The organism is Actinocorallia populi, assembly GCF_002995495.1.
GTDB classification, from domain to species: domain Bacteria; phylum Actinomycetota; class Actinomycetes; order Streptosporangiales; family Streptosporangiaceae; genus Actinocorallia; species Actinocorallia populi.
In genome coordinates this window covers 252,720-275,785 of the sequence record NZ_PVZV01000008.1, presented here as the reverse complement: position 1 = coordinate 275,785, position 23,066 = coordinate 252,720, and the positions used below count along the sequence as shown (strand labels likewise).

General features: G+C 72.0%; 21 protein-coding genes. 12 read left to right on the top strand and 9 right to left on the bottom strand.

Features of this window, described 5'->3' with window-relative positions; all coding sequences use genetic code 11:
* Positions 1–33: 33 nt before the first annotated feature.
* The gene (gene dxs, locus C2865_RS30605) at positions 34–1,935 is read right to left on the bottom strand and encodes a 1-deoxy-D-xylulose-5-phosphate synthase (RefSeq protein ID WP_106402084.1); all 1,902 of its coding nucleotides are present in this window, start codon (positions 1,933–1,935) and stop codon (positions 34–36) included.
* 130 nt (positions 1,936–2,065) lie between these two features.
* On the opposite strand from dxs, the gene idi reads away from it, so the two are divergent.
* Complete coding sequence (gene idi, locus C2865_RS30600) at positions 2,066–2,632, top strand: isopentenyl-diphosphate Delta-isomerase (protein ID WP_106402083.1); 567 nt, start codon at positions 2,066–2,068, stop codon at positions 2,630–2,632.
* On the opposite strand, the gene C2865_RS30595 is transcribed toward idi, so the two are convergent.
* Entirely contained in the window at positions 2,622–3,065 is a 444-nt protein-coding gene (locus C2865_RS30595; RefSeq protein ID WP_106402082.1) for an ASCH domain-containing protein, read from the bottom strand. The genes idi and C2865_RS30595 overlap by 11 nt on opposite strands.
* Positions 3,066–3,333: 268 nt before the next feature.
* The gene (gene acnA, locus C2865_RS30590; protein WP_106402081.1) at positions 3,334–6,069 is read right to left on the bottom strand and encodes an aconitate hydratase AcnA; all 2,736 of its coding nucleotides are present in this window, start codon (positions 6,067–6,069) and stop codon (positions 3,334–3,336) included.
* Positions 6,070–6,430: 361 nt separating this feature from the next.
* On the opposite strand from acnA, the gene C2865_RS30585 reads away from it, so the two are divergent.
* The 3 genes from C2865_RS30585 (at position 6,431) to C2865_RS30575 (ending at position 8,177) form a co-directional block, all read left to right on the top strand.
* Positions 6,431–7,015, top strand: coding sequence for a PadR family transcriptional regulator (locus tag C2865_RS30585; protein WP_106402080.1), 585 nt, complete (start codon positions 6,431–6,433; stop codon positions 7,013–7,015).
* Positions 7,016–7,101: 86 nt separating this feature from the next.
* Positions 7,102–7,707 carry a PadR family transcriptional regulator gene (locus C2865_RS30580; RefSeq protein ID WP_106402079.1) on the top strand — a complete coding sequence of 202 codons (606 nt, stop codon included), beginning with the start codon at positions 7,102–7,104 and terminating at the stop codon, positions 7,705–7,707.
* Positions 7,708–7,709: 2 nt separating this feature from the next.
* The gene (locus C2865_RS30575; protein WP_106402078.1) at positions 7,710–8,177 is read left to right on the top strand and encodes a DUF1707 SHOCT-like domain-containing protein; all 468 of its coding nucleotides are present in this window, start codon (positions 7,710–7,712) and stop codon (positions 8,175–8,177) included.
* A gap of 6 nt (positions 8,178–8,183) precedes the next feature.
* Here the strand turns inward: C2865_RS30575 and eda are convergent, their stop codons facing one another.
* Both eda and edd read right to left on the bottom strand, forming a co-directional pair.
* Positions 8,184–8,819, bottom strand: coding sequence for a bifunctional 4-hydroxy-2-oxoglutarate aldolase/2-dehydro-3-deoxy-phosphogluconate aldolase (gene eda, locus C2865_RS30570; RefSeq protein ID WP_106402077.1), 636 nt, complete (start codon positions 8,817–8,819; stop codon positions 8,184–8,186).
* Between the two features lie 634 nt (positions 8,820–9,453).
* A complete protein-coding gene (gene edd / locus C2865_RS30565; protein WP_106402076.1) occupies positions 9,454–11,247 on the bottom strand; it encodes a phosphogluconate dehydratase in 1,794 nt (597 codons plus the stop codon).
* A gap of 126 nt (positions 11,248–11,373) precedes the next feature.
* On the opposite strand from edd, the gene C2865_RS30560 reads away from it, so the two are divergent.
* From C2865_RS30560 to C2865_RS30535, 6 genes are all read left to right on the top strand, one after another.
* A complete protein-coding gene (locus tag C2865_RS30560) occupies positions 11,374–12,486 on the top strand; it encodes an ROK family transcriptional regulator (RefSeq protein ID WP_106402075.1) in 1,113 nt (370 codons plus the stop codon).
* Between the two features lie 238 nt (positions 12,487–12,724).
* Positions 12,725–14,014 (top strand): ABC transporter substrate-binding protein, encoded by a 1,290-nt coding sequence (locus C2865_RS30555; protein WP_106402074.1) that lies wholly within the window; start codon positions 12,725–12,727, stop codon positions 14,012–14,014.
* Positions 14,015–14,073: 59 nt separating this feature from the next.
* Positions 14,074–15,072, top strand: coding sequence for a carbohydrate ABC transporter permease (locus tag C2865_RS30550; RefSeq protein ID WP_106402073.1), 999 nt, complete (start codon positions 14,074–14,076; stop codon positions 15,070–15,072).
* Positions 15,069–15,887 carry a carbohydrate ABC transporter permease gene (locus tag C2865_RS30545; protein ID WP_198653721.1) on the top strand — a complete coding sequence of 273 codons (819 nt, stop codon included), beginning with the start codon at positions 15,069–15,071 and terminating at the stop codon, positions 15,885–15,887. Before C2865_RS30550 ends, C2865_RS30545 begins: the two co-directional genes overlap by 4 nt.
* A gap of 46 nt (positions 15,888–15,933) precedes the next feature.
* Positions 15,934–17,547: a glycoside hydrolase family 13 protein gene (locus tag C2865_RS30540; protein WP_106402072.1), complete on the top strand. Its 1,614-nt coding sequence runs from the start codon at positions 15,934–15,936 to the stop codon at positions 17,545–17,547.
* Between the two features lie 10 nt (positions 17,548–17,557).
* Positions 17,558–18,595, top strand: a complete 1,038-nt coding sequence (locus C2865_RS30535; protein WP_106402071.1) for a LacI family DNA-binding transcriptional regulator — start codon at positions 17,558–17,560, stop codon at positions 18,593–18,595.
* 45 nt (positions 18,596–18,640) lie between these two features.
* Here the strand turns inward: C2865_RS30535 and C2865_RS40290 are convergent, their stop codons facing one another.
* From C2865_RS40290 to C2865_RS30520, 4 genes are all read right to left on the bottom strand, one after another.
* Positions 18,641–19,363 carry a nucleotidyltransferase domain-containing protein gene (locus tag C2865_RS40290; RefSeq protein ID WP_198653720.1) on the bottom strand — a complete coding sequence of 241 codons (723 nt, stop codon included), beginning with the start codon at positions 19,361–19,363 and terminating at the stop codon, positions 18,641–18,643.
* Positions 19,360–19,995: a nucleotidyltransferase domain-containing protein gene (locus tag C2865_RS40285; RefSeq protein WP_269802755.1), complete on the bottom strand. Its 636-nt coding sequence runs from the start codon at positions 19,993–19,995 to the stop codon at positions 19,360–19,362. The genes C2865_RS40290 and C2865_RS40285 overlap by 4 nt, the downstream gene beginning before the upstream one ends.
* 120 nt (positions 19,996–20,115) lie before the next feature.
* A complete protein-coding gene (locus tag C2865_RS30525) occupies positions 20,116–20,961 on the bottom strand; it encodes a CDP-alcohol phosphatidyltransferase family protein (RefSeq protein ID WP_157963958.1) in 846 nt (281 codons plus the stop codon).
* Positions 20,948–21,589 carry a phosphatidylserine decarboxylase gene (locus C2865_RS30520; protein ID WP_232835889.1) on the bottom strand — a complete coding sequence of 214 codons (642 nt, stop codon included), beginning with the start codon at positions 21,587–21,589 and terminating at the stop codon, positions 20,948–20,950. The genes C2865_RS30525 and C2865_RS30520 overlap by 14 nt, the downstream gene beginning before the upstream one ends.
* A gap of 222 nt (positions 21,590–21,811) precedes the next feature.
* Between C2865_RS30520 and C2865_RS30515 the strand changes: the two genes are divergently transcribed.
* Together C2865_RS30515 and C2865_RS30510 are read left to right on the top strand one after the other, a co-directional pair.
* The gene (locus C2865_RS30515; RefSeq protein WP_232835888.1) at positions 21,812–22,654 is read left to right on the top strand and encodes a phosphotransferase family protein; all 843 of its coding nucleotides are present in this window, start codon (positions 21,812–21,814) and stop codon (positions 22,652–22,654) included.
* Between the two features lie 63 nt (positions 22,655–22,717).
* Positions 22,718–22,987, top strand: coding sequence for a TFIIB-type zinc ribbon-containing protein (locus C2865_RS30510; RefSeq protein ID WP_106402069.1), 270 nt, complete (start codon positions 22,718–22,720; stop codon positions 22,985–22,987).
* The last annotated feature ends 79 nt before the right edge of the window (positions 22,988–23,066 follow it).

The following is a 23,066-nucleotide window of genomic DNA, read 5'->3' as shown; positions in this document are numbered from 1 at the left end:
GTCAACGTCAACACACACCGTAACGGGTCGGTGTCAGGTTGTGCGAGAGGGCGTGGACTCCCGCCGGGTCACCTTGGTGTGGGCGGCCGTGATCTCCTTGGCGAGGTCCTGCGGGGTGAGGCCGATCTCGGCCAGGATCTGGGCCCGCTTGGCGTGGTCGAGGAACTCCTGCGGGATGCCGAACGTGCGCACCGGGACGTCGACCTCGGCGTCGCGCAGCAGGCGGGCCACGGCGTCGCCCACCGCGCCGGTGCGGCCGTTGTCCTCCACCACCGCCACCAGCCGGTGGCCCGCGGCCGCCTCGGCCAGCGCCGGGTCCAGGGGCTTGACGAACAACGGGTCGACCACGGTCACCGCGATGCCCTCGCCGGCCAGGCGCTCGGCGACGTCCACCGCGGTGGGCACCATCGAGCCCGCCGCCACCAGCAGCACGTCCTCGCGCTCGCCCTGGACGATCACGTCCATGGAGCCCAGCTTGCCGACGGCGGGGATGTCGTCGCAGACCGGGCCCTTGGGGAAGCGGATCGCCGACGGGGCGTCGGGGATGTCCAGGCAGGCGCGCAGCAGGGAGCGCAGGCGCTCGCCGTCGCGCGGCACGCCGATGTGCATGCCGGGGATCAGCTGCAGGATCGACAGGTCCCACATGCCGTTGTGGGAGGCGCCGTCGTCGCCGGTGACCCCGGCGCGGTCCAGCACGAAGGTCACGCCCTGCTTGTGCAGCGCGATGTCCATGAGCACCTGGTCGAAGGCGCGGTTGAGGAAGGTCGCGTAGATCGCCACCACCGGGTGCAGGCCGCCCAGGGCCAGGCCGGCCGCCGACGTGGCGGCGTGCTGCTCGGCGATGCCCACGTCGAAGACGCGGTCGGGGTGGGCCTCGGCGAAGGCGGCCAGGCCCACCGGGTGCAGCATCGCTGCGGTGATGCCCACGACGTCCTGGCGCTCGGCGCCGATCTCGAGCATCTCGTTGGAGAAGACCTTGGTCCAGCTGGTGCCGCCGCCGGGCCTGCCCTTGCCGGTCGTGGGGTCGAACGCCCCGCCGCCGTGCATGTGGTCCTCGACGTTGGCCAGCGCCGGGCCGTAGCCCTGGCCCTTGACGGTGATCGCGTGCACGATCACCGGGCCGCCGAACTCGCGCGCCTTGCGCAGGGCGTGCTCCAGCGCCTGCTCGTCGTGCCCGTCGATGGGGCCGATGTACTTCAGGCCCAGGTCCTCGAACATGGCCTGCGGCTGCAGGATGTCCTTGAGGCCCTTCTTGAGGCCGTGCAGGGCCTCGTAGGCGAGCTCGCCGGCGACCGGCACCCGGGGCACGGTCTTCTTCACCAGGTCGAGCGCCTTCTCGTAGCCCTGGGTGACGCGCAGGTCGGCCAGGTGGCTGGCCAGGCCGCCGATCGTCGGGGAGTAGGAGCGCCCGTTGTCATTGACCACGATGATCACCGGCCGGTCCCTGCCCGCGGCGATGTTGTTCAGCGCCTCCCAGCACATGCCTCCGGTGAGGGCGCCGTCGCCCACGACCGCGACCGCGCACCGGTCGGTCTCGCCGCGCAGCTGGAACGCCTTGGCCAGGCCGTCGGCGTAGGACAGCGCGGTGGAGGCGTGGGAGTTCTCGATGACGTCGTGCTCGGACTCGGCCTGGCAGGGGTAGCCCGAGACGCCGCCCTTCTGGCGCAGGCCGCCGAAGTCCTGGCGGCCGGTGAGCATCTTGTGCACGTAGGCCTGGTGACCTGTGTCGAAGAGGATACGGTCGTTCGGGGAGTCGAACACGCGGTGCAGCGCCACGGTCAGCTCCACGACGCCGAGGTTGGGTCCCAGATGCCCGCCGGTCTTGGAGACGGCCTCGACCAGGAATTCCCGGATCTCCGCGTGCAGCGCGGGCAGGCTGTCGACGTCGAGGCGTTTCAGGTCGTCGGGGCCTTTGATCGACTCAAGCAGGCTCAAGCGGTCATCTCCTCTGAAGTAGAGGCCTCCGACGCTCTGTACGCTCCCGGAGCAGGCCCCTGCGGCTTATGGTTGCCCAGAGTTTAATGCGGGTTGGCGGAACTGGCGGAGCGAGGAGAAGAAAGTTCACATGGGCGAGAAGATAGTGTTGCTGGACGAAGCGGGACATCCCACCGGAACAGCGCCAAAAGCAGAGAGTCACCACAAAAACACACCATTTCACCTGGCGTTCTCGTCCTATCTGGTGAACGCCTCCGGACGGGTGCTGATCAGCCAGCGGGCGCACAGCAAGGCCAGCTTCCCCTCGGTGTGGACCAACAGCGCCTGCGGGCACCCCGCGCCCGGGGAGACCCTGCGCGAGGCCGTCACCCGCCGGGTGCGCAGCGAGCTGGGCCTGACGGTGCGCGACATCACGCTGGTCCTGCCCGGATTCGTCTACCGGGCCGAGATGAACGGGGTGGTCGAGCACGAGTGGTGCCCGGTGGTGCGCGCCCTGGTGGACACCGAGCCGGTGCGCGACCCCGCGGAGGTCGAGGCGTTCGAGTGGCGGGACTGGGCGGGCGTGCAGGCCCTGGTCCACGACCCCGACGCCTCGCCCTGGTTCGTCGAGCAGATGGAGCAGCTGGTGAAGCTGGGCCCGCCCCAGCAGTGGCGGCAGGCCGACGAGGGCCTGCTGCCGCCGGCCATCAGGTGGTGAGCACGCGCTCCCGGTGAGAGGGCGGCTCCAGCAGCATCGCCTTCACCTCCGCGGCCAGGGAGGGCTGGACGGTCCACAGCCCGCCCTGGCGCCCCAGCGCCACGATGGGGCGGCGCAGGGGCCGCACGCCCTCCAGCCGCCAGTGGCACTCCCCCGGCTTGGCCCACTCCCCGCACGCGCAGGCGGAGCCGCCGTCGCACACGTCGGTGAGCTCGGCGACGGCGATGGCCGCGCCCAGGGTGGCCAGCGGGTCGGACGGGTCCCAGCCCGCCGCGCGCACCCTGGGCAGCCCGCAGGAGTCGAGGTCCACCCGCATGGCCGCGTGGATCAGGAGCGTTCCACGGTAGGACGTCGGTTCCGGCTGGTTGGACAGCCGCCGGTGCCCTCGGGCGACGGCCCAGGCATACGGCTGCCGCACGCTGATCGCCTGCATGCGCTTCCTCTCCGGGATCCGCCTGACTCTCGGACTTGACACGACCCCGCACCGAACGAAGAGACCGGCCGGAGCCGGGGTAGGCGGGCTCGCCCCCGTCGACCGAGGCCCGGCGGCAGGAGAACCGCGGATTCCACCCGGCGAGAGATGGGGCCTCGTCGGAGAATCCTGACACAGAATCCTACTTTTTCCACCCCCCAGAGAGCGAGAAACCGCCGTCCGGCGAGCCGGACGGCGGTCTCCTGGCGGACGGGTCCGCCCAGCGCCCCTAGCGGGCGATCAGGCTGCGCAGCACGTACTGCATGATGCCGCCGTGGCGGTAGTAGTCGGCCTCGCCCGGGGTGTCGATGCGCACGACCGCCTCGAACTCCTTACCGTCGGCCTTGACCGTCACGGTCTTGGGCGTGCCGCCCTCGTTGAGCTTCTCGATCCCGATGATCTCGAACGTCTCGGTCCCGGTCAGGCCGAGCGAGTCGGCGCTCTGGCCCTCGGGGAACTGCAGCGGGATGACGCCCATGCCGATGAGGTTCGAGCGGTGGATGCGCTCGTAGGACTCGGCGATGACGGCCTTCACGCCCAGCAGCGCGGTGCCCTTGGCCGCCCAGTCGCGGGAGGAGCCCGAACCGTACTCCTTGCCCGCCAGGACGACCAGCGGGACGCCGGCGGCCTGGTAGTTGGCCGAGGCGTCGTAGATGAACGACTGCGGGGCGCCCTCGAGCGTGAAGTCGCGGGTGTAGCCGCCCTCGACGCCGTCCAGCAGCTGGTTGCGCAGCCGGATGTTGGCGAAGGTGCCGCGGATCATGACCTCGTGGTTGCCGCGGCGCGAGCCGTAGGAGTTGAAGTCCTTGACCGCGACGCCGTTGGCCTCCAGGTACTGGGCCGCCGGGGTGCCGACCTTGATGTTGCCGGCCGGGGAGATGTGGTCGGTGGTGACCGAGTCGCCCAGCTTGGCCAGCACGCGCGCGCCGTGGATGTCGGAGACCGGGGCGGGCTGCTCCGGCATGCCGTCGAAGTACGGGGCCTTGCGGACGTAGGTGGAGGCCTCGTCCCACTCGAAGGTGTCGCCGGTCGGGATGTTCAGGCCCTGCCAGCGCTCGTCGCCGGCGAAGACGTCGGCGTAGTCCTTGACGAACAGGTCCTGGGAGATCGAGCTCTCGACGACCTCGGCGACCTCCTCGGGGCTGGGCCAGATGTCGCGGAGGTAGACCGGCCCGTCGGTGCCCTCGCCGATCGGGTCGTTGAGGATGTCGATGTCCATCGTGCCCGCGAGCGCGTAGGCGATGACCAGCGGCGGCGAGGCCAGGTAGTTCATCTTCACGTCGGGGCTGATGCGGCCCTCGAAGTTGCGGTTGCCGGACAGGACCGCGGTGACCGCGAGGTCGTTGTCGTTGACGGCCTTGGAGATCTCCGGCTCCAGCGGGCCGGTGTTGCCGATGCAGGTGGTGCAGCCGTAGCCGACCAGGTTGTAGCCGATCTTGTCGAGGTACGGGGTGAGGCCCGCGCGCTCGTAGTAGCCGGTGACGACCTGGGAGCCGGGCGCCAGGGAGGTCTTCACCCACGGCTTGCGGGTGAGGCCCTTCTCCACCGCCTTCTTGGCGAGCAGGCCCGCGCCGACCATGACGTACGGGTTGGAGGTGTTGGTGCAGGAGGTGATCGCCGCGACCGCCACCATGCCGTGGTCGAGCTCGAAGGAGGTGCCGTCGGCCAGGGTGACCGGGACCTTCCGGTGCGGGCGGTCGTCGTTGCTCTCGCCCGCGGCGGCGGTGCCGACCGCCGGGGAGTCGGAGGCGGGGAAGGACTCCACGCCGGCCTCGTCCTCGGCGTCCTTGACGTAGTTCTGCACGTCGCGGCGCCAGGTCTCCTTGGCCTTGGAGACCTCGATGCGGTCCTGCGGGCGCTTGGGCCCGGCGATGGACGGCACGACGGTGGCCAGGTCGAGCTCGAGGTGCTCGGAGAACTCGGGCTGGGCGTCGGGGTCCAGCCACATGCCCTGTTCCTTGGCGTAGGCCTCCACGAGCGCGATCTGCTCGTCGGAGCGGCCGGTCAGGCGCAGGTACTTGGTGGTCTCGCCGTCGATCGGGAAGATCGCGCAGGTGGAGCCGAACTCGGGGCTCATGTTGCCGATGGTGGCGCGGTTGGCCAGCGGCAGGGCGGCGACGCCCGCGCCGTAGAACTCCACGAACTTGCCGACCACGCCGTGCTTGCGCAGCATCTCGGTGATGGTCAGCACCAGGTCGGTGGCGGTGGTGCCGGACGGCAGCTCGCCGGTCAGCTTGAAGCCCACGACACGCGGGATCAGCATGGAGATCGGCTGGCCGAGCATCGCGGCCTCGGCCTCGATGCCGCCGACGCCCCAGCCCAGGACGCCGATGCCGTTCTCCATCGTGGTGTGGGAGTCGGTGCCCACGCAGGTGTCGGGGTAGGCGACGCCGCCCCGGTCGAAGACGACGCGGGCCAGGTGCTCGATGTTCACCTGGTGCACGATGCCGGTGCCCGGCGGGACGACCTTGAACTCGTCGAAGGCGGTCTGGCCCCAGCGCAGGAACTGGTAGCGCTCCTGGTTGCGCTCGTACTCGACGGCGACGTTCAGGCCGAACGCCCGCGGCGAGGCGTAGTTGTCGACGATGACGGAGTGGTCGATGACCATCTCGGCCGGGGCGAGCGGGTTGATCTTGGACGGGTCGCCGCCCAGGTCGCGCACGGCCTCGCGCATGGTGGCCAGGTCGACCACGCAGGGCACGCCGGTGAAGTCCTGCATGATCACGCGGGCGGGCGTGAACTGGATCTCGGTGTCGGGCTGGGCGTTCGGGTCCCAGTTCCCCAGGGCCCGGATGTGGTCGGCCGTGATGTTGGCGCCGTCCTCGGTGCGCAGCAGGTTCTCCAGGAGAACCTTCAGGCTGTACGGGAGGCGGGCCGAGCCCTCGACGGCGTCCAGCCGGTAAATCTCGTAGGTCTTCTCGCCTACCCGCAGCTCACTCTTGCTGCCGAAGCTGTTCGCGGACACTTCCCGTCCTCCTCCTCCACGGCGTGCCGGCGGGCGGCACACCGGACGTCTGCCTGGGCGCTGGTGGAACTTCTCCCGCCCCGCTGCCTGGCCTGGACGGTCCGGCGCGGTGGGCGCGGTGGCGTTCTCCCCTGAGAATCCTGCCGTAGTCCCGATCGTACTCAGAACGCAGGTAAGCCTAACTTCGGCCGGATTTCTCTTGACGTCAAGGTATCCAGGATTTGTCTTGATATCAAGTTACCCATGGGTAGGTCAGCCACCCCCACACAGGGGGGATACGGACATCGTTGCTTGCCTCTCGAACGTTCTCGATATATCGTTAGTAGTGTCAAGAACGAAAAAGACTGATCGGAGCAACACCATGTACGGACGACGACACGGGGGACGCCGCCCCTTCGGGCTGCTCGACCCGGAACAGCCCTTCGGCGGGTTCCCCTTCGAGGGGCGGGGCGCCCGCCGCGGCGGCCCCTCCGGGCGCGGCCGCAGGAACGGGCGCGGCGCGGTGCGCGCGGCGATCCTCCTGCTGCTCGGCGAGGAGCCGCGCAACGGGCACCAGATCATCCAGGAGGCCGAACGGCGCAGCGGCGGGCTCTGGAGCCCCCGGCCCGGCGCGGTCTACCCCACCCTGCAGCAGCTGGCCGACGAGGGCCTGGTCCGCGGCGAGGAGATCGACGGGCGCAGGGTCTTCACCCTGACCGACGAGGGCCGCGAGCACGTGGCCGCCGCGCCGCCCGCCGAGCCGTGGGCAGAGCCCTTCCCCGGCGCGGGCGAGCTGGCCGCGGCCTTCCGGGACGCGGCACGGCTCCAGGCCGCGCTGGTCCAGGTGGTCAGGGACGGCTCCCCCGAGCTGGTCGCCGAGGCCCGCCGCCTGGTCGACGAGGCCCGGCGCGCCCTGCACGGGCTCCTCGCCGGCGGCCGGACCGCCGACGCGCCCGAAGCGAAGTGACACTCCGGCGCGGGGCCGGGAACCCCGGTTCCCGGCCCCGCGTTATCGATATATCTTTACGGTACGGTGAGTGATCGGAGGCACCCATGCACGGACGGCACGGCGGGCGGCACGGCCCCGGCCCCGAGTTCCTCTTCGGATGGAGCGAAAGGCGCGGCAGGGGCGGCCCCTGGGGCCCGCCCGGCGGCGGCTTCCCCTTCGGCCCGCCGCCTCCCCGCAAGGCCAGGCGCGGCGGGGTGCGCGCGGCGATCCTCCTGCTGCTCGGCGAGGGCCCGCACAACGGCTACCAGATCATCCAGGAGGTCGAGGAGCGCAGCGGCGGCACCTGGAAGCCCAGCCCCGGCGCGGTCTACCCCGCCCTCCAGCAGCTGGCCGACGAGGGCCTCATCCGCGGCGGGGAGTCCGAAGGGCGCAAGACCTTCTCCCTGACCGACGAGGGCCGCGAGCACGTGGCCGCCAACCCGCCCCGCGCCCCCTGGGACGAGCAGCCCTCCACCGAGGAGTGGCCCGGCGACCTCGGCGCGGTCTTCAAGGAGGCGGCTCAGCTGGGCACCGCGCTGGTCCAGGTGGTGCAGGCGGGCACACCCGCCCAGGTCGCCGAGGCGAGGCGCCTCATCGGCCAGACCCGGCGGCGCCTGTACGGCATCCTCGCCGACGACGACGCCGCCCCCGAGGACGAGGACGAGGAGTGACCATGCACCGGCACCACCACCCCGCCTACCAGCGGATCGCCGCCGCCCGGCTGGGCCGGCTCGCCGTGAACGACGACCGCCCGGACCTGCGGATCGGCGACGCCGAGCGCACCGCCGTGACCGAGGCGCTCCAGCGCCACTACGCCGAGGGCCGCCTCGACGGCGCCGAACTCGAGGAGCGCCTGGACCGCGCCCTGGCCGCCCGGACCGAGGCCGACCTGACGGAGATCGTCCACGACCTCCCCGGCCCGCGGCCCTGGCGCACCGCCCCGGAGCCCCGCGGCGGGCACCCCCGCCCCCGCCACCGGGGCTCGCGCTTCCTGATGACGGGCCTGCTCCTGGGCGCGGTCCTCCTCGCGATCGCGGTGGTCACCGGCTTCCCGGTCGTCTACGCCCTGGTCCGCATCCTGTTCCTGGCCCTGCTGTTCGGCCTCTTCTTCCGCCACCTGCGCCGCATCTGGTCGCGTTAGGGCGGCTCAGGCCGCCACGGGGCCGCCCAGGGCGGCGGCCTCGGCCGCGAGCTTCTCGATCCGCGCCCAGTCGCCCGAGGCGACGGCGTCGGCGGGGGTGAGCCAGGTGCCGCCCACGCAGGGCACGTTGGGCAGCGCCAGGAAGTCGGGCGCCGTCTGCAGGGTGATGCCGCCGGTGGGGCAGAAGGACAGGCCGGGCAGCGGCCCGGCGAGGGACCTCAGGTAGGGGGCTCCGCCCGCGGGCTTGGCGGGGAAGAACTTCAGTTCGGTGATGCCGTGCTCCAGCAGGGCCATGGCCTCCGACGCGGTGGAGACGCCGGGCAGGAACGGCAGGCCGCTGCCGGTCATCGCGGCGCGCAGGGTGTCGGTGCAGCCGGGGCTGACCAGGAAGCGGGAGCCCGCCTCGGCGGCCTGCTCGACCTGGCCGGGGGCCACGACGGTGCCGGCGCCCACCACGGCGCCGGGCACCTCGGCGGCGATCCGGCGGATGCCCTCCAGGGCCGCCTCGGTGCGCAGGGTCACCTCGATCACCGGCAGGCCGCCGGCGACCAGCGCCCGGGCCAGCGGTACCGCCTTGGCGGCGTCGTCGAGCACCACGACCGGCACCACGGGGGCGAGCTTCATCAGGTCCAGGGTCCGCATGTTCCATTCCTCGGGTCGCACGGCGGTCCCCCGCGCAGGCCGGCCGCGGCCCCTCCGCCACGGCCGGCCTCCGCGAGGAGGCGGTTCCCGCGAAGCCGGGCGCGGCCCCTCCTCCGGCCACGACCCCGCGGGAGAACAGTCCCCGTGGAACCGGCGCGGCCCCTCCGCCGCCCCGACACCACGGGAAACATCCCCGCGGACCGGGCACGGCCCCCGCCGCCCCGGTACCACGGAAAACATCCCCGCGGACCGGCTCCGGCCCCTCCGCCGTCACCGGGCCCGCAGGAAAACAATCCCCCGCGGAACCGGGCACGGCCTTCCGCCGACCCGGCAACGCGGGAAGTCGATTCCCCGCGGACCGGTTTCGGCCCCTCCGCCGTCATCGGGCCGCGGGAGAACAGTCCCCGTGGTTCCAGGCTCGGCCCCTCCGCCGGCCTGGAACCACGGGAGAACGGTCTCCCGCGGAGCCGGGCGCGGCCCCTCCTCCGGCCACGGCTCCGCGGGAAGTCGATTCCCCACGGGCCGGGTCCGGCCCCTCCGCCGTCGCCGGACCCGCGGGGAAGTCTCGTCTCGGGGCGCCGCCGGAGCGGCGCCGTTCGAGAAGTCTGCAGTCGTCGTCTGGTGACGACGGGGGCTAGAAGACCGAGGCGCCTCGTTCCGCCGGGCCCACCGAGGCGCGGAAGGCGGCGAAGAGGTCGCGGCCGGTGCCGCTCCACTCCTGGCGGGAGGGAGCCGCGCCCGTGCCGGGGCGGGCGGCGAGGTCGGCGAGCGCTTCGAGCTTGCCGGAGTCGGCGTCGAAGCGCACGACGTCGCCGTCCTGGATGCGGGCCAGCGGGCCGCCCGAGGCGGCCTCGGGCGTCAGGTGGATGGCGGCGGGGACCGTGCCGGACGCCCCGGACAGCCGCCCGTCGGTGACCAGCGCGACCTTGAAGCCGCGGTCCTGCAGCACCGACAGCGGCGGGGTCAGCTTGTGCAGCTCCGGCATGCCGGTGGCCTGCGGGCCCTGGTAGCGCAGCACGACCACCACGTCGCGGTCGAGCTCGCCGGCCTCGAAGGCGGCGAAGACCTGCTCCTGGGTGGCGAAGACCCGGGCGGGCGCCTCGATCACCCGGTGCTCGGGCAGGACCGCCGAGATCTTGACGACGCCGCGGCCGAGGTTGCCCTCGAGCATGCGCAGGCCGCCGTCGGCGGAGAACGGGTTCCCGGCGGGGCGCAGCACGTCCTCGTCGCCGGAGGTCTCGCGGGCGGGCTTCCACAGCAGGCCCTCGGTCTCGGCGAGGACGGGCACCGTGGTGTAGGCGTCCAGGCCCTCGCCGGTGACCGTTCTGACGTCCTCGTGCAGCAGCCCGGCCTCCAGCAGCTCGCCGATGAGGAAACCGGTGCCGCCCGCGGCGTGGAAGTGGTTCACGTCGGCGGCGCCGTTGGGGTAGATCCGGGTGAGCAGCGGGGTGACCGACGACAGCTCGGCGAAGTCGTCCCAGGTCAGCTCGATGCCGGCGGCGGCGGCCATCGCGGGCAGGTGCAGCGTGTGGTTGGTGGAGCCGCCGGTGGCCAGCAGGGCCACCACGCCGTTGACGAAGGCCTTCTCGTCCAGGACCTCGGCGATCGGCGGCGCGCCCTGCACGACGCGGCGGCCCGCCTCGTCGGTGAGCGCCTCGCGCAGCTTCGTGTCCGGCGCCACGAAGCTGGCGCCGGGCAGGTGCAGGCCCATGACCTCCATCAGCATCTGGTTGCTGTTGGCGGTGCCGTAGAAGGTGCAGGTGCCGGGCGAGTGGTAGGACTTCGCCTCGGCGTCCAGCAGCTCGTCGCGGCCGACCTCGCCGATGGCGTGCAGCTTGCGGATGCGGCTCTTCTCGGCGTTGGGCAGGCCCGAGCGCATCGGCCCCGCGGGCACCAGCACCGTGGGGAGCTGCCCGAACGCCAGCGCCCCGATGACGAGGCCGGGCACGATCTTGTCGCAGACGCCGAGCATGAGGGCGCCGTCGAACATGTCGTGGGCCAGCGCGATCGCGGTGGACATGGCCACCACGTCCCGGCTGAACAGCGACAGGTCCATGCCGGCGCGGCCCTGGGTGATGCCGTCGCACATGGCCGGGACTCCGCCCGCCACCTGGGCGACGCCGCCCGCCAGCAGGATCGCCTTCTTCAGCCGCTCGGGGTAGGTCCGGAACGGCTGGTGCGCCGAGAGCATGTCGTTGTAGGAGGTGACGATCGCGATGTTCGGCCGGGCGTTCCCGCGCAGCGCCGCCTTCTCCTCCGGGCCGCAGGCGGCGAAGCCGTGGGCGAGGTTGCCGCAGCCGAGCGCTCCGCGCGCGGGCCCCTCGGACCTGGCCTCGGCCACGCGGGCGAGGTACGCGGCGCGCCCGCCGGCGCTGCGCGCGGCGATCCGCTCGGTGACGCGGGCGACGACCGGGTGCACGGCTGCCATTGAAAGTCTCCCGGGGCAGATAGAAGAACCGGAGGCCTACCTTAGCAAGAGATCACAGCGGACTTAAGTAGGAAAAATTACAAAAGTCACGCGGAACAAGCCTCTCCGACATGGTTCACTTGAAGAATGCCGAGAGTGACCGGAGTTGCCGCCACCACCGGGGAGATCCTGCGCCTCATCCGGGAGGAGGGGCTCCACACCCGCGCGGAGCTGGCCCGCGTCACCGGCCTGTCCCGGCCCGTGATCGGGCAGCGGGTGAACGAGCTGCTGGACGCCGGTCTGGTGACCGAGAGCCCGGGCGTGTCCAGCGGCGGGCGGCCCGCGGCGCGGCTGGAGTTCAACGGCGCGGGCGGCACCGTCCTGGTCGCCTCCCTCGGCCACACCCACGGCCACCTGGCCGTCTGCGACCTGGCGGGCACGATCCTGAGCCAGGGGCCGGTCGACGTGGACGGCGGCCCCGAGGCGGGCATCGGCGCCGTCCTCGACCTGTGGGGCGCCCTGGAGCAGGGCCCGGTGCGCGGGGTGGGCATCGCCGTGCCCGGCGCGTCGGCCGAGCACGAGCCGGTCGTCGCCGCGGTCGCCGAGCGCTACCCGGTTCCGGTGTGCATCGACAACGACGTCAACGTCATGGCGCTGGGCGAGCACCGGCTCCGCCACGACGTGGACGACCTCCTGTTCGTCAAGGCCTCCACCGGCATAGGAGCCGGCATCGTCTCCGGCGGGCGCCTGCAGCGGGGCGCCTACGGCTCGGCCGGGGAGATCGGGCACATCTCCGTCCCGGACGGGCTGCTGTGCGGCTGCGGGACCGTGGGCTGCGTCGAGACCGTCGCGGGCGGCGCCGCGCTGCTGGCCCAGCTGGGCGGCCGTGCCGCGAACCTGCCGGAACTGGCGGCCCTGGCCCGTGCGGGCGACCTGGAGGCGGTGGCCGTGCTGCGCGACGCGGGCCGCCGGATCGGCGAGGTCGTCGCCGCCTCCATCAACGTGCTGAACCCGGCCCTGGTCGTCCTCGGCGGCGACCTGGCGGGCAAGAACCTCATCGCGGGCGTGCGCGAGACCGTCTACCAGAAGGCCGCGGCCGTGGCCACCCGCAGGCTGCGCATCGAGCCCAGCCTCCTCGGCGACGACGCGGGCCTCCTCGGCTGCGCCACCATGATCCTCGACCACATCCTCTCCCCCGGCGCCGTCGACGCCGCCCTGCGCGCCGCGCACAGCTCCCAGGACTCCACCCCGGTGCTCTGACCGGCTCCGACGAGCTTCTTGCAACTTTTCTTGCAGCTCTTGCAAGGCTTACCGGCGCGTCCGCCCGGCCTTCTCCCCTCGCCTGCCTGCCTCGCCCTGCCCTCATCACAGCAGTGTCACAAATCTTTCTGCAAGTTGCTGCAAACCATTTACATACTTGCAAGACGTTGCTAGCGTCCGGGCCACCGTCCGGACACCCCCCGGACGGCACCCCCTGATCGATCTGGAGGAAAGCACCATGCGGCGCATCCCCTTGACCGGCGCGGCCGTCGGTCTCGCGCTCGTGCTCACCGCCTGCGGTGGAGGCAGTGACGGCGGCAAGGACACCGAGAAGGCGGCCACGCTCGAGGGACGGGGTGAGATCACCTTCGTCAGCGGCAAGGACACCTCCGGCAACCTGCAGAAGCAGATAGACGACTGGAACGCCGCGCACCCGCAGGAGCCGGTGCGGCTCATCGAGCTCTCCGACAAGGCGGACGAGCAGCGCCAGCAGATGATCCAGAACGCCCAGACGAAGTCGGACGCCTACACCGTCCTCAACCTCGACGTCGTCTGGACCGCCGAGTTCGCCGCCAACCGCTGGGTGGAGGAGCTGCCCGAGGCCGGCCTCGGCCTCGACAAGCTGCTGAAGCCCACCGTCGACACCGGCCGGTACATGGACAAGCTGTACGCGCTGCCGATGGACTCCGACGCGGGCCTGCTGTACTACCGCAAGGACCTGCTGGAGAAGGCGGGCATCGAGAAGGCGCCCACCACCTGGAGCGAGCTGTTCGCCGCCTGCGACACCATCAGGGACAAGGTCTCCGAGGCGAAGGACCTCGACTGCTACGCCGGCCAGTTCGACAAGTACGAGGGCCTGACCGTCAACGCCTCCGAGGCCATCCACGGCGCCGGCGGCTCGGTCGTGGACGAGTCCGGCAAGCCGGCCGTGAACACCCCCGAGGCCAAGGCCGGCCTGGACGTGCTGGTCAACGCCTTCAAGGACGGCCACATCGACAAGAAGGCCATCACCTACACCGAGGAGCTCGGCCGCGCCGACTTCATCGGCGGCAAGCTGATCTTCCACCGCCAGTGGCCCTACCAGTACGCCTCGGCCACCGACCCGAAGGCGTCCAAGGTCGTCGGCAGGTTCGACGTGGCGCCGCTGCCCGGTTCCAGCGGACCGGGCGTGTCCACGCTGGGCGGCCACAACTTCGCCATCTCGGCCTTCGCCAAAAACAAGGCCACCGCGCTGGACTTCCTCAAGTACATGTCCAGCGCCGAGGTGCAGAAGGCCAACGCTTTGGTCATCGGCAAGGCGCCTTCCGTCGCCGCGCTTTACGAAGACCCCGACATCGTGAAGAAGTTCCCGTACATGCCCGCGCTGAAGACGGCCATCGAGAACGCCAAGGGCCGTCCGAAGGCCGTCAAGTACGGCGACGTCACCACCGCCGTCCAGGAGGCCGCCTACGGCGCCCTCACCGGTGAGACCACGACCGAGCAGGCGCTGACCGACCTGCAGGCCAAGCTCGAGACCCTCACCCCGTGAGCCCCCGCCGGGGCGGGGGCGCCGCCCCTGCCCCGGCCCGGAGCTCGAGAGAGAGACCCATGGCGACCATCCTCGACAAGTCCCCCGGCGGCGCCGCCCGCCCGGCGCGGGCTCCCCGGCCGGGCGGCCAGGCGCGCAACACCTCGCGGCGCCTGGCGCTGCTCCTGCTCTCCCCCACCTTCCTGGTGCTGGCGCTCGTCGTCGGCTACCCGGTGCTCTCGGGCATCCGGGAGTCCCTGTTCGCCCAGGCCGAAGGGCTGGACGAGAACGGCTTCGTCATCGAGGGCGAGCGGTTCGTCGGCCTGGACAACTACGCCGCGCTGTTCAGCGGCGAGCGCGGGGAGGCGTTCTGGAACGCCTTCTCCAACACCACGTTCTTCACCGTCACGGCCGTCGTCCTGGAGACGGCGATCGGCGTCGGGCTGGCGCTGATCATGCACCAGGCGCTGCGCGGCCGGGCGCTGATCCGGGCGAGCGTGCTGGTGCCCTGGGCGGTGCCGACCGCCATGTCCGGCCTGCTGTGGCGGTGGATCTTCCAGCCGGACGGGGTCGCCAACACCCTGCTGGGACAGGAGATCCTGTGGACCGCCGACGGCATCGCCTCCAAGCTCGCGATCGTCGTCGCCGAGGTGTGGAAGACCTCGCCGTTCATCGGCCTGCTGGTGCTGGCCGGACTGCAGATGATCCCCAAGGACGTCTACGAGGCCGCCAAGGTGGACGGCGCGAGCGCCTGGCAGCAGTTCCGCCTGATCACCCTGCCGCTGGTCAGGCCCGCACTGGTCGTCGCCGTGCTCTTCCGCATGCTCGACACCCTGCGCATGTTCGACCTGCCCTTCGTCCTCGTCGGCGCCAACAAGGACTCCGTCGAGACCCTGTCGATGCTCGCGTGGATGGAGGCGGGGAACCTGCGCTACGGCGTGGCCACCGCCTACGCCACGATCCTGTTCCTCTACATCGCGGTGATCGCCTACACCTTCGTCAAGGTGCTGGGCGCCGACGTCATCGGCGAGGCGCGGTCGAGGAAACCCGAGCAGACCGGAAAGGAGGTGGCGGCGTGAGGCGTAAGGCTCTGCCCTACCTGGGCGTCGCCCTCATCCTGGTCTTCTGCCTGGCGCCGTTCTACTGGATGGTCGTCTCGGCGTTCCGCCGGCCGTCCGACCAGTTCGACTCCGGCCCGTGGCCGTCGCCGTGGTCCACCGAGAACCTGGAGGCGGTCTTCGCCCCGGGCAACGAGTTCGTCCGGGCGCTGGCCAACAGCCTGCTGGTCGCCGGCGCGACCACCGTGCTGACCCTCCTCATCGGGGTCTTCACCGCCTACACGCTGGCCCGCCTGGACTTCCGCGGCAAGAACGCGGTGCTCGGCGTCATCATGGCGACCTCCATGTTCCCCGGCATCTCCCAGGTGGTGCCGCTGCTCAAACTGTTCACCGAGATCGACTGGATCAACACCTACCAGGCGATGGTCGTGCCCAGCCTGGGCTTCGCCCTGCCGCTGGCCGTCTGGAACCTCACGGTCTTCTTCCGCCAGCTGCCGTTCGAGCTGGAGCAGGCGGCGATGATCGACGGCTGCTCCCGCGGCCAGGCCTTCCGCAAAATCATCATTCCTCTGGCCGCGCCGGGGGTTTTCACGACCGCCATCATCGTGTTCATCATGGCCTGGAACGAATTCATCATCGCCTTCAGCATGGTCAACGAGAAAGAGATGCAGACCGCCACGGTCGCCATCGCCAAGTTCACCGGCGTCAGCGGGTTCGACCAGCCCTTCGGCACCCAGATGGCCGCCGCCGTGGTGGTGACGGTGCCGCTGGTGGTCCTGGTGCTCGTCTTCCAGCGCCGGATCGTCGCGGGCCTCACCGCAGGCGGCGTCAAGTAGCCCTGCCGCACTCCCAGACCGCTCCTATCCCCGGGGGGACTTCTTCATGACCGCTCAGACAGACAGCGTCCGGAGCACCGCGCGCGAGACCGACCGCTGGTGGCGCGACGCGGTGATCTACCAGGTCTACGTCCGCAGCTTCGCGGACGGGAACGGCGACGGGATCGGCGACCTGCCCGGCGTCCGGGCCCGCCTGCCGTACCTGGCGGCGCTGGGCGTGGACGCCGTGTGGCTGACGCCGTTCTTCGCCTCGCCGATGGCCGACTTCGGGTACGACGTGGCCGACTACCGGCGGGTGGACCCGCTGTTCGGCGACCTGGACGACGCCCGAGCCCTCATCCGCGACGCCCACGGGCTCGGCCTGCGGATCATCGTCGACATCGTGCCCAACCACACCTCCGACCGGCACGCCTGGTTCCAGGAGGCGCTGGCGGGCGACGCCGCCGCCCGCGAGCGCTACATCTTCCGCGACGGCAGGGGCGAGGAGCCGCCCAACGACTGGGAGTCGGTCTTCGGCGGCCCCGCCTGGACCCGGGTCGCCGACGGCCAGTGGTACCTGCACCTGTTCGCGCCCGAGCAGCCCGACCTCAACTGGGAGAACCCCGAGGTCCGCGCGGAGTTCGAGGACGTCCTGCGGTTCTGGCTCGACCTGGGCGCGGACGGCTTCCGCATCGACGTCGCGCACGGCATGATCAAGGCCGCGGGCCTGCCGGACGTCGGGCGCCCCGACCAGTCGCGGATGCTGGGCAACGACCCGCTGCCCTACTTCGACCAGGACGGGGTCCACGAGATCCACCGCTCCTGGCGGCGGCTGCTGGACTCCTACCCCGGGAACCGGATCGGCGTCGCCGAGGCGTGGGCGCCCACCACCGAGCGGCTCGCCCGGTACGTCCGCCCGGACGAGCTGCACCAGGCGTTCAACTTCTTCTTCCTGGGCGCCGACTGGGACGCCGGCTCCCTGCGCGAGGTCATCGACCTCTCGCTGGCGTCGGACGGCTCCGTGGGCGCCCCGTCCACGTGGGTGCTGTCCAACCACGACGTGCGCCGCCACGTCACCCGCTACGGCGGCGGCGAGGCCGGCCTGCGGCGGGCCCGCGCCGCGGCGCTGCTCATGCTGGCCCTGCCGGGCTCGGCGTACGTGTACCAGGGCGAGGAGCTGGGGCTGCCCGAGGTGCTCGACCTCCCGCCGGAGTTCCTGACCGACCCGCAGCTCGGCCGGGGCGCGGACGCCGGGCGCGACGGCTGCCGGGTGCCGCTGCCCTGGTCGGGCGAGCTGCCCCCGTTCGGGTTCGGCGAGTGCGAGGGCACCTGGCTGCCGATCCCGCCCGCCTGGAGCGGCCTGACCGTCGAGGCCCAGCGCGCCGACCCGTCCTCCACGCTGTCCCTCTACACCGCCGCCCTGGCCTTCCGGCGCGAGCACCCGGCGCTCGGCGACGGCTCGCTGGCCTGGGAGCCCTGCCCCGAGGGCACGCTGTCCCTGCGCCGCGAGCCGGGCTTCCACTGCCAGGTCAACCTCACCGGCGAGGAGGTCGCCCTGCCCTGCGCCGGCGAGGTCGTGCTGGCCAGCGGCGGCTTCCGGCGCGAGGGCGACGTGGTGTGGCTGCCCGCCGACAGTGCCGTCTGGTGGATCGAACCCGAGGGCGGCCCGCGTGGGCGGTAGATTGAGGCCCATGGCGACACGGTTGTCCGACATCGCGGCGCAGGCGGGGGTCAGTGAGGCGACCGTGAGCCGGGTGCTCAACGGCAAGCCGAACGTCTCCACCGTGACGCGGCAGTCGGTGCTCACCGCGCTGGACGTCCTGGGGTACGAGCGCCCGCCGCGGCTGCGCCCGCAGCGGGCGGGGCTCATCGGGCTGATCGTCCCGGAGCTGACCAACCCGGTGTTCCCGGTGTTCGCCCAGGTGATCGAGACGGCGCTGGCCACGTCCGGGTACACCGCGGTGCTGTGCACCCAGACCCCCGGCGGGATCCGCGAGGACGACTACACCGACCTCCTGCTGGAGCGCGGCGTCGCGGGGATCATCGTGGTCAGCGGCATGCACGCCGACTCCACCGCCACGCTGGACCGCTACACCAGGCTGACCGACCGCGGGCTGCCGCTGGTCCTGGTCAACGGCTACCGGGAGGGCGTCGACGCGCCGTTCATCTCCAACGACGACGGCGCATCGATCGAGCTGGGCGTGGAGCACCTGATCTCGCTCGGCCACACCCGGATCGGGCTGGCGCTCGGCCAGGAGCGGTTCGTGCCCTCCATCCGCAAGGCCGAGGGCTTCCGCAGGGCCCTGGCGGCGGGTCTGGGCATGGACGCCGCGGCGGCCGACGAGCTGATCACGCCCTCGCTGTTCACCGTGGAGGGCGGCCAGGCGGCGGCCTCCCGGCTGCTGGACCAGGGCTGCACCGCGATCTGCTGCGGCAGCGACATCCTGGCGATCGGCGTGATCCGCGCCGCCCGGCAGCGCGGCCTGCGGGTGCCCGAGGACGTGTCGGTGGTGGGGTTCGACGACTCCCCGCTGGTGCCCTACCTGGACCCGCCGCTCACCACGATCCGCCAGCCCGTCCGCGAGATGAGCATGACCGCGGTCGGCTACCTGCTGGAGGAGCTGGGCGGCAACCGGGTGCCGCGCGGCGAGCTGCTGTACCGGCCCGAGCTGGTGGTGCGCAGGTCCACCGGGCCCGTTGCCCGGACGGGCCCGGTGGACGGCGGCTGACCTCCGGCGCCGTTTACTTGAACATTCAAGCACGGCTCCGGGCGGTCAGTCCCCCCTTTCCGCCAGCCGGATCCGGACGACGAGGTCGTGCAGGGCCGCGCCGTCCCGCGGCTCCTCGGGCAGCCGCGAGGCGGCGCGCTCGTCCTCCAGCCGGGCCAGCAGCGCCGCCACGTCCGGCGCGAAGTCCCCGGCGGGCGCCGCGACGTGCTCGGCGGAGCGCTTGAGCCCGATCAGCTCCGGCAGGTACGCCGGGCCGCCCTCCAGCTCGTTCAGGTCGCACAGGACCTCGCCCGTCCGCATCAGGTGGATCCCGGTGAGCAGCACCCGGAAGGTGTAGAGCAGGGGCTTGAGCTCGCCGGTCTTCTCGTGCAGCCGCCACTGGGTGCGGGCGAAGCCCAGGTAGTGGTGGGCGTGGTGGCTGGTGAGCAGGCGCGGGGCCAGGGCGATGAGCTCCTCGTGGACGGGGGTCGTCTCCCGCACCAGGGGCGACAGGAGCTGCTCCAGGACGTAGCCGTTCCGCTTGCGCAGGAGGCGGCAGAACTTGAGCAGGTCGTGGGTGACCAGGTCGGTCTGGCGGTCCTGCGACATCCAGGTGAGGGTCTCCGGCCCCTGGACGAGCCCGACCACCTCCTCGGGCGGCAGGAGGTGCACGCCCCTGAGGTCCAGGTCGGAGTCCCGCGAGGGGAACCCGTACAGGTGCGCCCCGCTGACCGTCACGAAGACGCGGGGATAGGGGCAGACGTCCTCGGGCAGTTCGGCAAGGTTCACAGGGCCCTCCTCCGGACCGAGATCAGGAACTCCTCGACGGCCGCGCGGTCCGGGGCCTCGGGGAGCGGGGTCGCGGCCAGGGCGGCGTCCAGGCCGGCGAGGAGCTCGTCGCGCCAGGCGGCGACGTCCTCCCAGGTCCGCTCGCCCCGCCGGACGGCCAGAAGGCCCTCCCGGTAGGGCGTGGCGTCCACGAGGAGGTCGCCCGTCTCCACCAGGTGCCGGCCGGAGATCAGCAGGCGCAGCAGGTGCATGACGTGCTTCCACTTGACCGGGCCGCCGTCGGCCGGGGTGGCGCGCTGGAACTGCCGTTCGGCGTAGCGCAGGAACGTCCGGTGCGCCTTGCGGGAGAGGAAGGCCGGGCGCAGGGCGCGCAGCTCCTCCCCTTGCGGGGTGGTCTTCTCCACCAGGGGCGACCACAGGCATTCCAGGACGGTGGGGTTGGCCTCCAGCGCCAGCCCGCAGAAGCGCTCGACCTCCCAGGAGAACTGCTCGGGGAGCGGGCCGTCCAGATGGGTGGGCGGCTTGTCCAGCCGCCAGAACAGCTCCGTGGGGGCGACGAAGACGCCTCTGCGGTCGACGTCGCTGCCGGCCGTGTCCAGGCCGTAGGCGCGGGAGCCGGTCACGACGGACAAGATCGTGTGCTCCTCCACCAGTGCGATGGCGTCGATGGTCGGCCTCCGGGAAAAGAGACGCCCCGGCCGGGAGGGCCGGGGCGGGGGCTTGCTGCGGTACGCGGGCGGATCGCGGGCGGGTCAGCGCCTGCCGGTCTTCACCCGTTCCCCGGCGCGGCGGCGGCGGACGCTCACCCTGCGGGGGCGGCGCAGCGTCCGGCGCCGGGTGCGCGGGACGGCGTGCGCCACCCGCATGGCACGGCGCAGCCTGAGCATGATCACCGGGATCGTGCAGGCGGCCAGCAGCTCGGTGGCCGCGGTGAAGCGCATCCACTCCCCGCCGCCGGGCATGCCCGCGGCCCAGGCGACGACCGAGAGGCCGCCGACGGCCGCCCAGACCACCATCATCCCGGCGAGCGTGCGGCTGCTGGGCTTGGGGAAGGGCAGCCGGCTGACCGCCAGGGCCGCCACGCAGGCGATCGCCGCCAGCGCCACCGGGATCGGCGGCGACAGCACGATGATCGAGACCACGGTGAACGCGCACAACGGCGCGGGCATGCCGCGGAAGATCCCCGGTTCCGGCGCCGCGGTGACGTACCGGGCCAGCCGTACCACGATGGCCAGGAAGAACGCCGCGGCCGCCGCCATCGCGGGCAGCGCCCACTGGGAGGCGAACCCGGCCCAGGCCAGGGTCATCGCGGCGGGCACCAGACCGAAGGTGATCACGTCGGCGAGGTTGTCCAGGTGCGGTCCGTAGGGGGTGCTGCGCCAGCGGCGGGCCATGCGCCCGTCGAAGAGGTCGCAGATCGCCCCGATGAGCATGAGGAGGACGGCCCCGGCGAAGAAGTGCTCGTCCGTGCCCCGGAAGTCCCCCTGCACCATGATGCTGCGCAGCGCCGCGATCCCGCACAGCGCGTTGCCCAGGGTGAGGAAGTCCGCGGGGGAGAGCCGTTCCGTGGGGACCGCCTCCGGCTCAATCGCTGACAAGTCGCGTCTCACCGGCCCGGGTCCTCTGTCCGACGACGACCGCGGGGCGGACGCCCGGCGGCAGGTAAACATCGAAGCGGGAGCCGAAGCGGATCAGGCCGAGGCGTTCGCCCTGCTCCACCGTGGCGCCGTCCTCCAGGTAGGGCACGATGCGGCGGGCCACGGTCCCGGCGATCTGGACGCACTCCAGTTCGCCGATCTCGGTCTCGAAGCGCCACACGACCCGCTCGTTGCGGTCGCTCTCCTTGTCGAACGCCGGGACGTGGCCGCCCGCGACGTGCTCGACGGAGAGGATCTTGCCGGCCATGGGCGCCCGGTTGACGTGCACGTCCAGGGGGCTCATGAAGACCGCCACCCGGGTCCGCCCGTCGGGCCAGGGGTCGATGCTCTGCACCTTCCCGTCGGCTCCGGACAGCACCCGGCCGGTGCCATGGCGGGGCGGGTCACGGAAGAACCAGGTCAGGCCCGCGGCGGTGGCCGCCGCGGCGGTGCCCACCAGGGCGCGGTACCGCGACTTCCGGCTCAGCAGAACGGCGCCCGCCGCTCCGGCGAGCCCGGGGACCAGCCAGGGTCCGGCACCGCGGGCGATGGCCAGGGCCGCGCCCTCCGGTTCACGACGACCGGGCACTATCTCTTCAACTCCTAGGCAGAGGAACGGTTCGGGGGAGCTTACTCAGCGAGACGACCGTCACACCAGCGCGCCCGCGAGTGATCCACTCACAGTAGTCGATCACTACCCCCCGGTTACGATATGACACAGTCGGCCCCAGTGTGTCATGACTCGTTTGCCATTCACCTGGATTCCGAGGTGTTCCCTTCACGGTATACGGCGGAATGATTGACTGGAGGGGTGCGGGAACTACTCACCGAAGTGGCCCGGGACGCGGGCGGGGTCGGCGATCCCGCCATTCTCTACCAGCGGCACGACGTCCTGGTGATGCGTGTCGGCGAGATCGTCGTCAAGTCCCACCGGGCCGGGACCACCGGCCTGCAGGCCCGGGTCGCGGTCGCCGCCGCCCATCCCGACCTCCTGCTGGCCCCGCTGGGGCCGGTGCGCCGGATCTCCGGCCGCCTGGTGTCGGTCTGGCCCGCCGGGCTGCCGGTCGACCCCGCCGACCCGGCGGCCGTGCCCTGGGAGGAGGCCGCCCGGCTGCTGGCCGAGCTGCACTCCCGGCCGCTGCCCCCCGGGCTGCCGCGGCAGCGGGCGCCGATCCGGGTCCACGAGGTCCTGGCCAGGGACCTGCCCGCCGACCACCCCGCCACCCCGGTCGTCCGGCGCGCCTACGCCGCCCTGCCGCCGGTCCTGGAACCGGACGGCCCCGCCCGGCTGGTCCACGGCGACTTCCACCTGGGCCAGCTGGTCCGGCACGACGGCGCCTGGCGGCTGATCGACCTGGACGACCTCGGCCGGGGCGACCCGGTCTGGGACCTGGCCCGCCCTGCCGCGTTCTTCGCCTCGGGCGTCCTGGCGCCGGAGATCTGGTCCCGCTTCCTGGACGCCTACCGCGGGCACGGCGGGGCGGCCCTGACCGGCGACCCCTGGGACAGACTCGACATTCCGGCCCGCGCTCTGGCGATCCAAACGGCCGCCCGCTGCGTCTCACATGCTGTGGACGAGAACCGGCCGCTCGACGAGTACGAGACAGCCCTTATCGACACGTGTGACCGTATTGGCAGCCTCGCCCCATGTTGATGGCGTAGGGTGCCAACAAAAAACTCCTGCCACGGCCGGAGCCGTGCTGGAAAGGTGGCGGAAATGCTTCAGTGCCCGAAGTGTCGTGGCACGATGCGGACCTTCGACCGTAACGGGGTCCACATCGAACAGTGCGAGATGTGTCGCGGGATCTTCCTCGACTACGGCGAGCTGGAGACCCTCGCCCGGATCGAGAGCCAGTGGCGCCAGGCGACCCCCCCGCCGCCGGCCGCCGCGCCCGGCTGGGCGGCCCCGCCCGCGCAGCAGGTGGTCCACCACCACCACCCCCGCCACCACGGCGGCAGCCTCTTCGGCATGCTCTTCTCGACCTGATCCCCGGTAGACCGGGTTGCCCCGGTCCCCCCGGATCCGGCGGCACGAGGGCGGCGCCTTGCGGCGCCGCCCTCCGGCG

Excerpts from the sequence above, each read along its gene's own strand:
- idi (WP_106402083.1), top strand. The coding sequence starts at position 2,066 with ATGGGCGAGAAGATAGTGTTGCTGGACGAAGCGGGACATCCCACCGGA.
- C2865_RS30560 (WP_106402075.1), top strand. The coding sequence starts at position 11,374 with ATGCCGAGAGTGACCGGAGTTGCCGCCACCACCGGGGAGATCCTGCGC.
- C2865_RS30585 (WP_106402080.1), top strand. The coding sequence starts at position 6,431 with ATGTACGGACGACGACACGGGGGACGCCGCCCCTTCGGGCTGCTCGAC.
- C2865_RS30580 (WP_106402079.1), top strand. The coding sequence starts at position 7,102 with ATGCACGGACGGCACGGCGGGCGGCACGGCCCCGGCCCCGAGTTCCTC.
- C2865_RS30510 (WP_106402069.1), top strand. The coding sequence starts at position 22,718 with ATGCTTCAGTGCCCGAAGTGTCGTGGCACGATGCGGACCTTCGACCGT.
- eda (WP_106402077.1), bottom strand. The coding sequence starts at position 8,819 with ATGCGGACCCTGGACCTGATGAAGCTCGCCCCCGTGGTGCCGGTCGTG.
- C2865_RS30595 (WP_106402082.1), bottom strand. The coding sequence starts at position 3,065 with ATGCAGGCGATCAGCGTGCGGCAGCCGTATGCCTGGGCCGTCGCCCGA.
- C2865_RS30575 (WP_106402078.1), top strand. The coding sequence starts at position 7,710 with ATGCACCGGCACCACCACCCCGCCTACCAGCGGATCGCCGCCGCCCGG.
- C2865_RS30535 (WP_106402071.1), top strand. The coding sequence starts at position 17,558 with ATGGCGACACGGTTGTCCGACATCGCGGCGCAGGCGGGGGTCAGTGAG.
- C2865_RS30540 (WP_106402072.1), top strand. The coding sequence starts at position 15,934 with ATGACCGCTCAGACAGACAGCGTCCGGAGCACCGCGCGCGAGACCGAC.
- C2865_RS30555 (WP_106402074.1), top strand. The coding sequence starts at position 12,725 with ATGCGGCGCATCCCCTTGACCGGCGCGGCCGTCGGTCTCGCGCTCGTG.
- edd (WP_106402076.1), bottom strand. The coding sequence starts at position 11,247 with ATGGCAGCCGTGCACCCGGTCGTCGCCCGCGTCACCGAGCGGATCGCC.
- C2865_RS30550 (WP_106402073.1), top strand. The coding sequence starts at position 14,074 with ATGGCGACCATCCTCGACAAGTCCCCCGGCGGCGCCGCCCGCCCGGCG.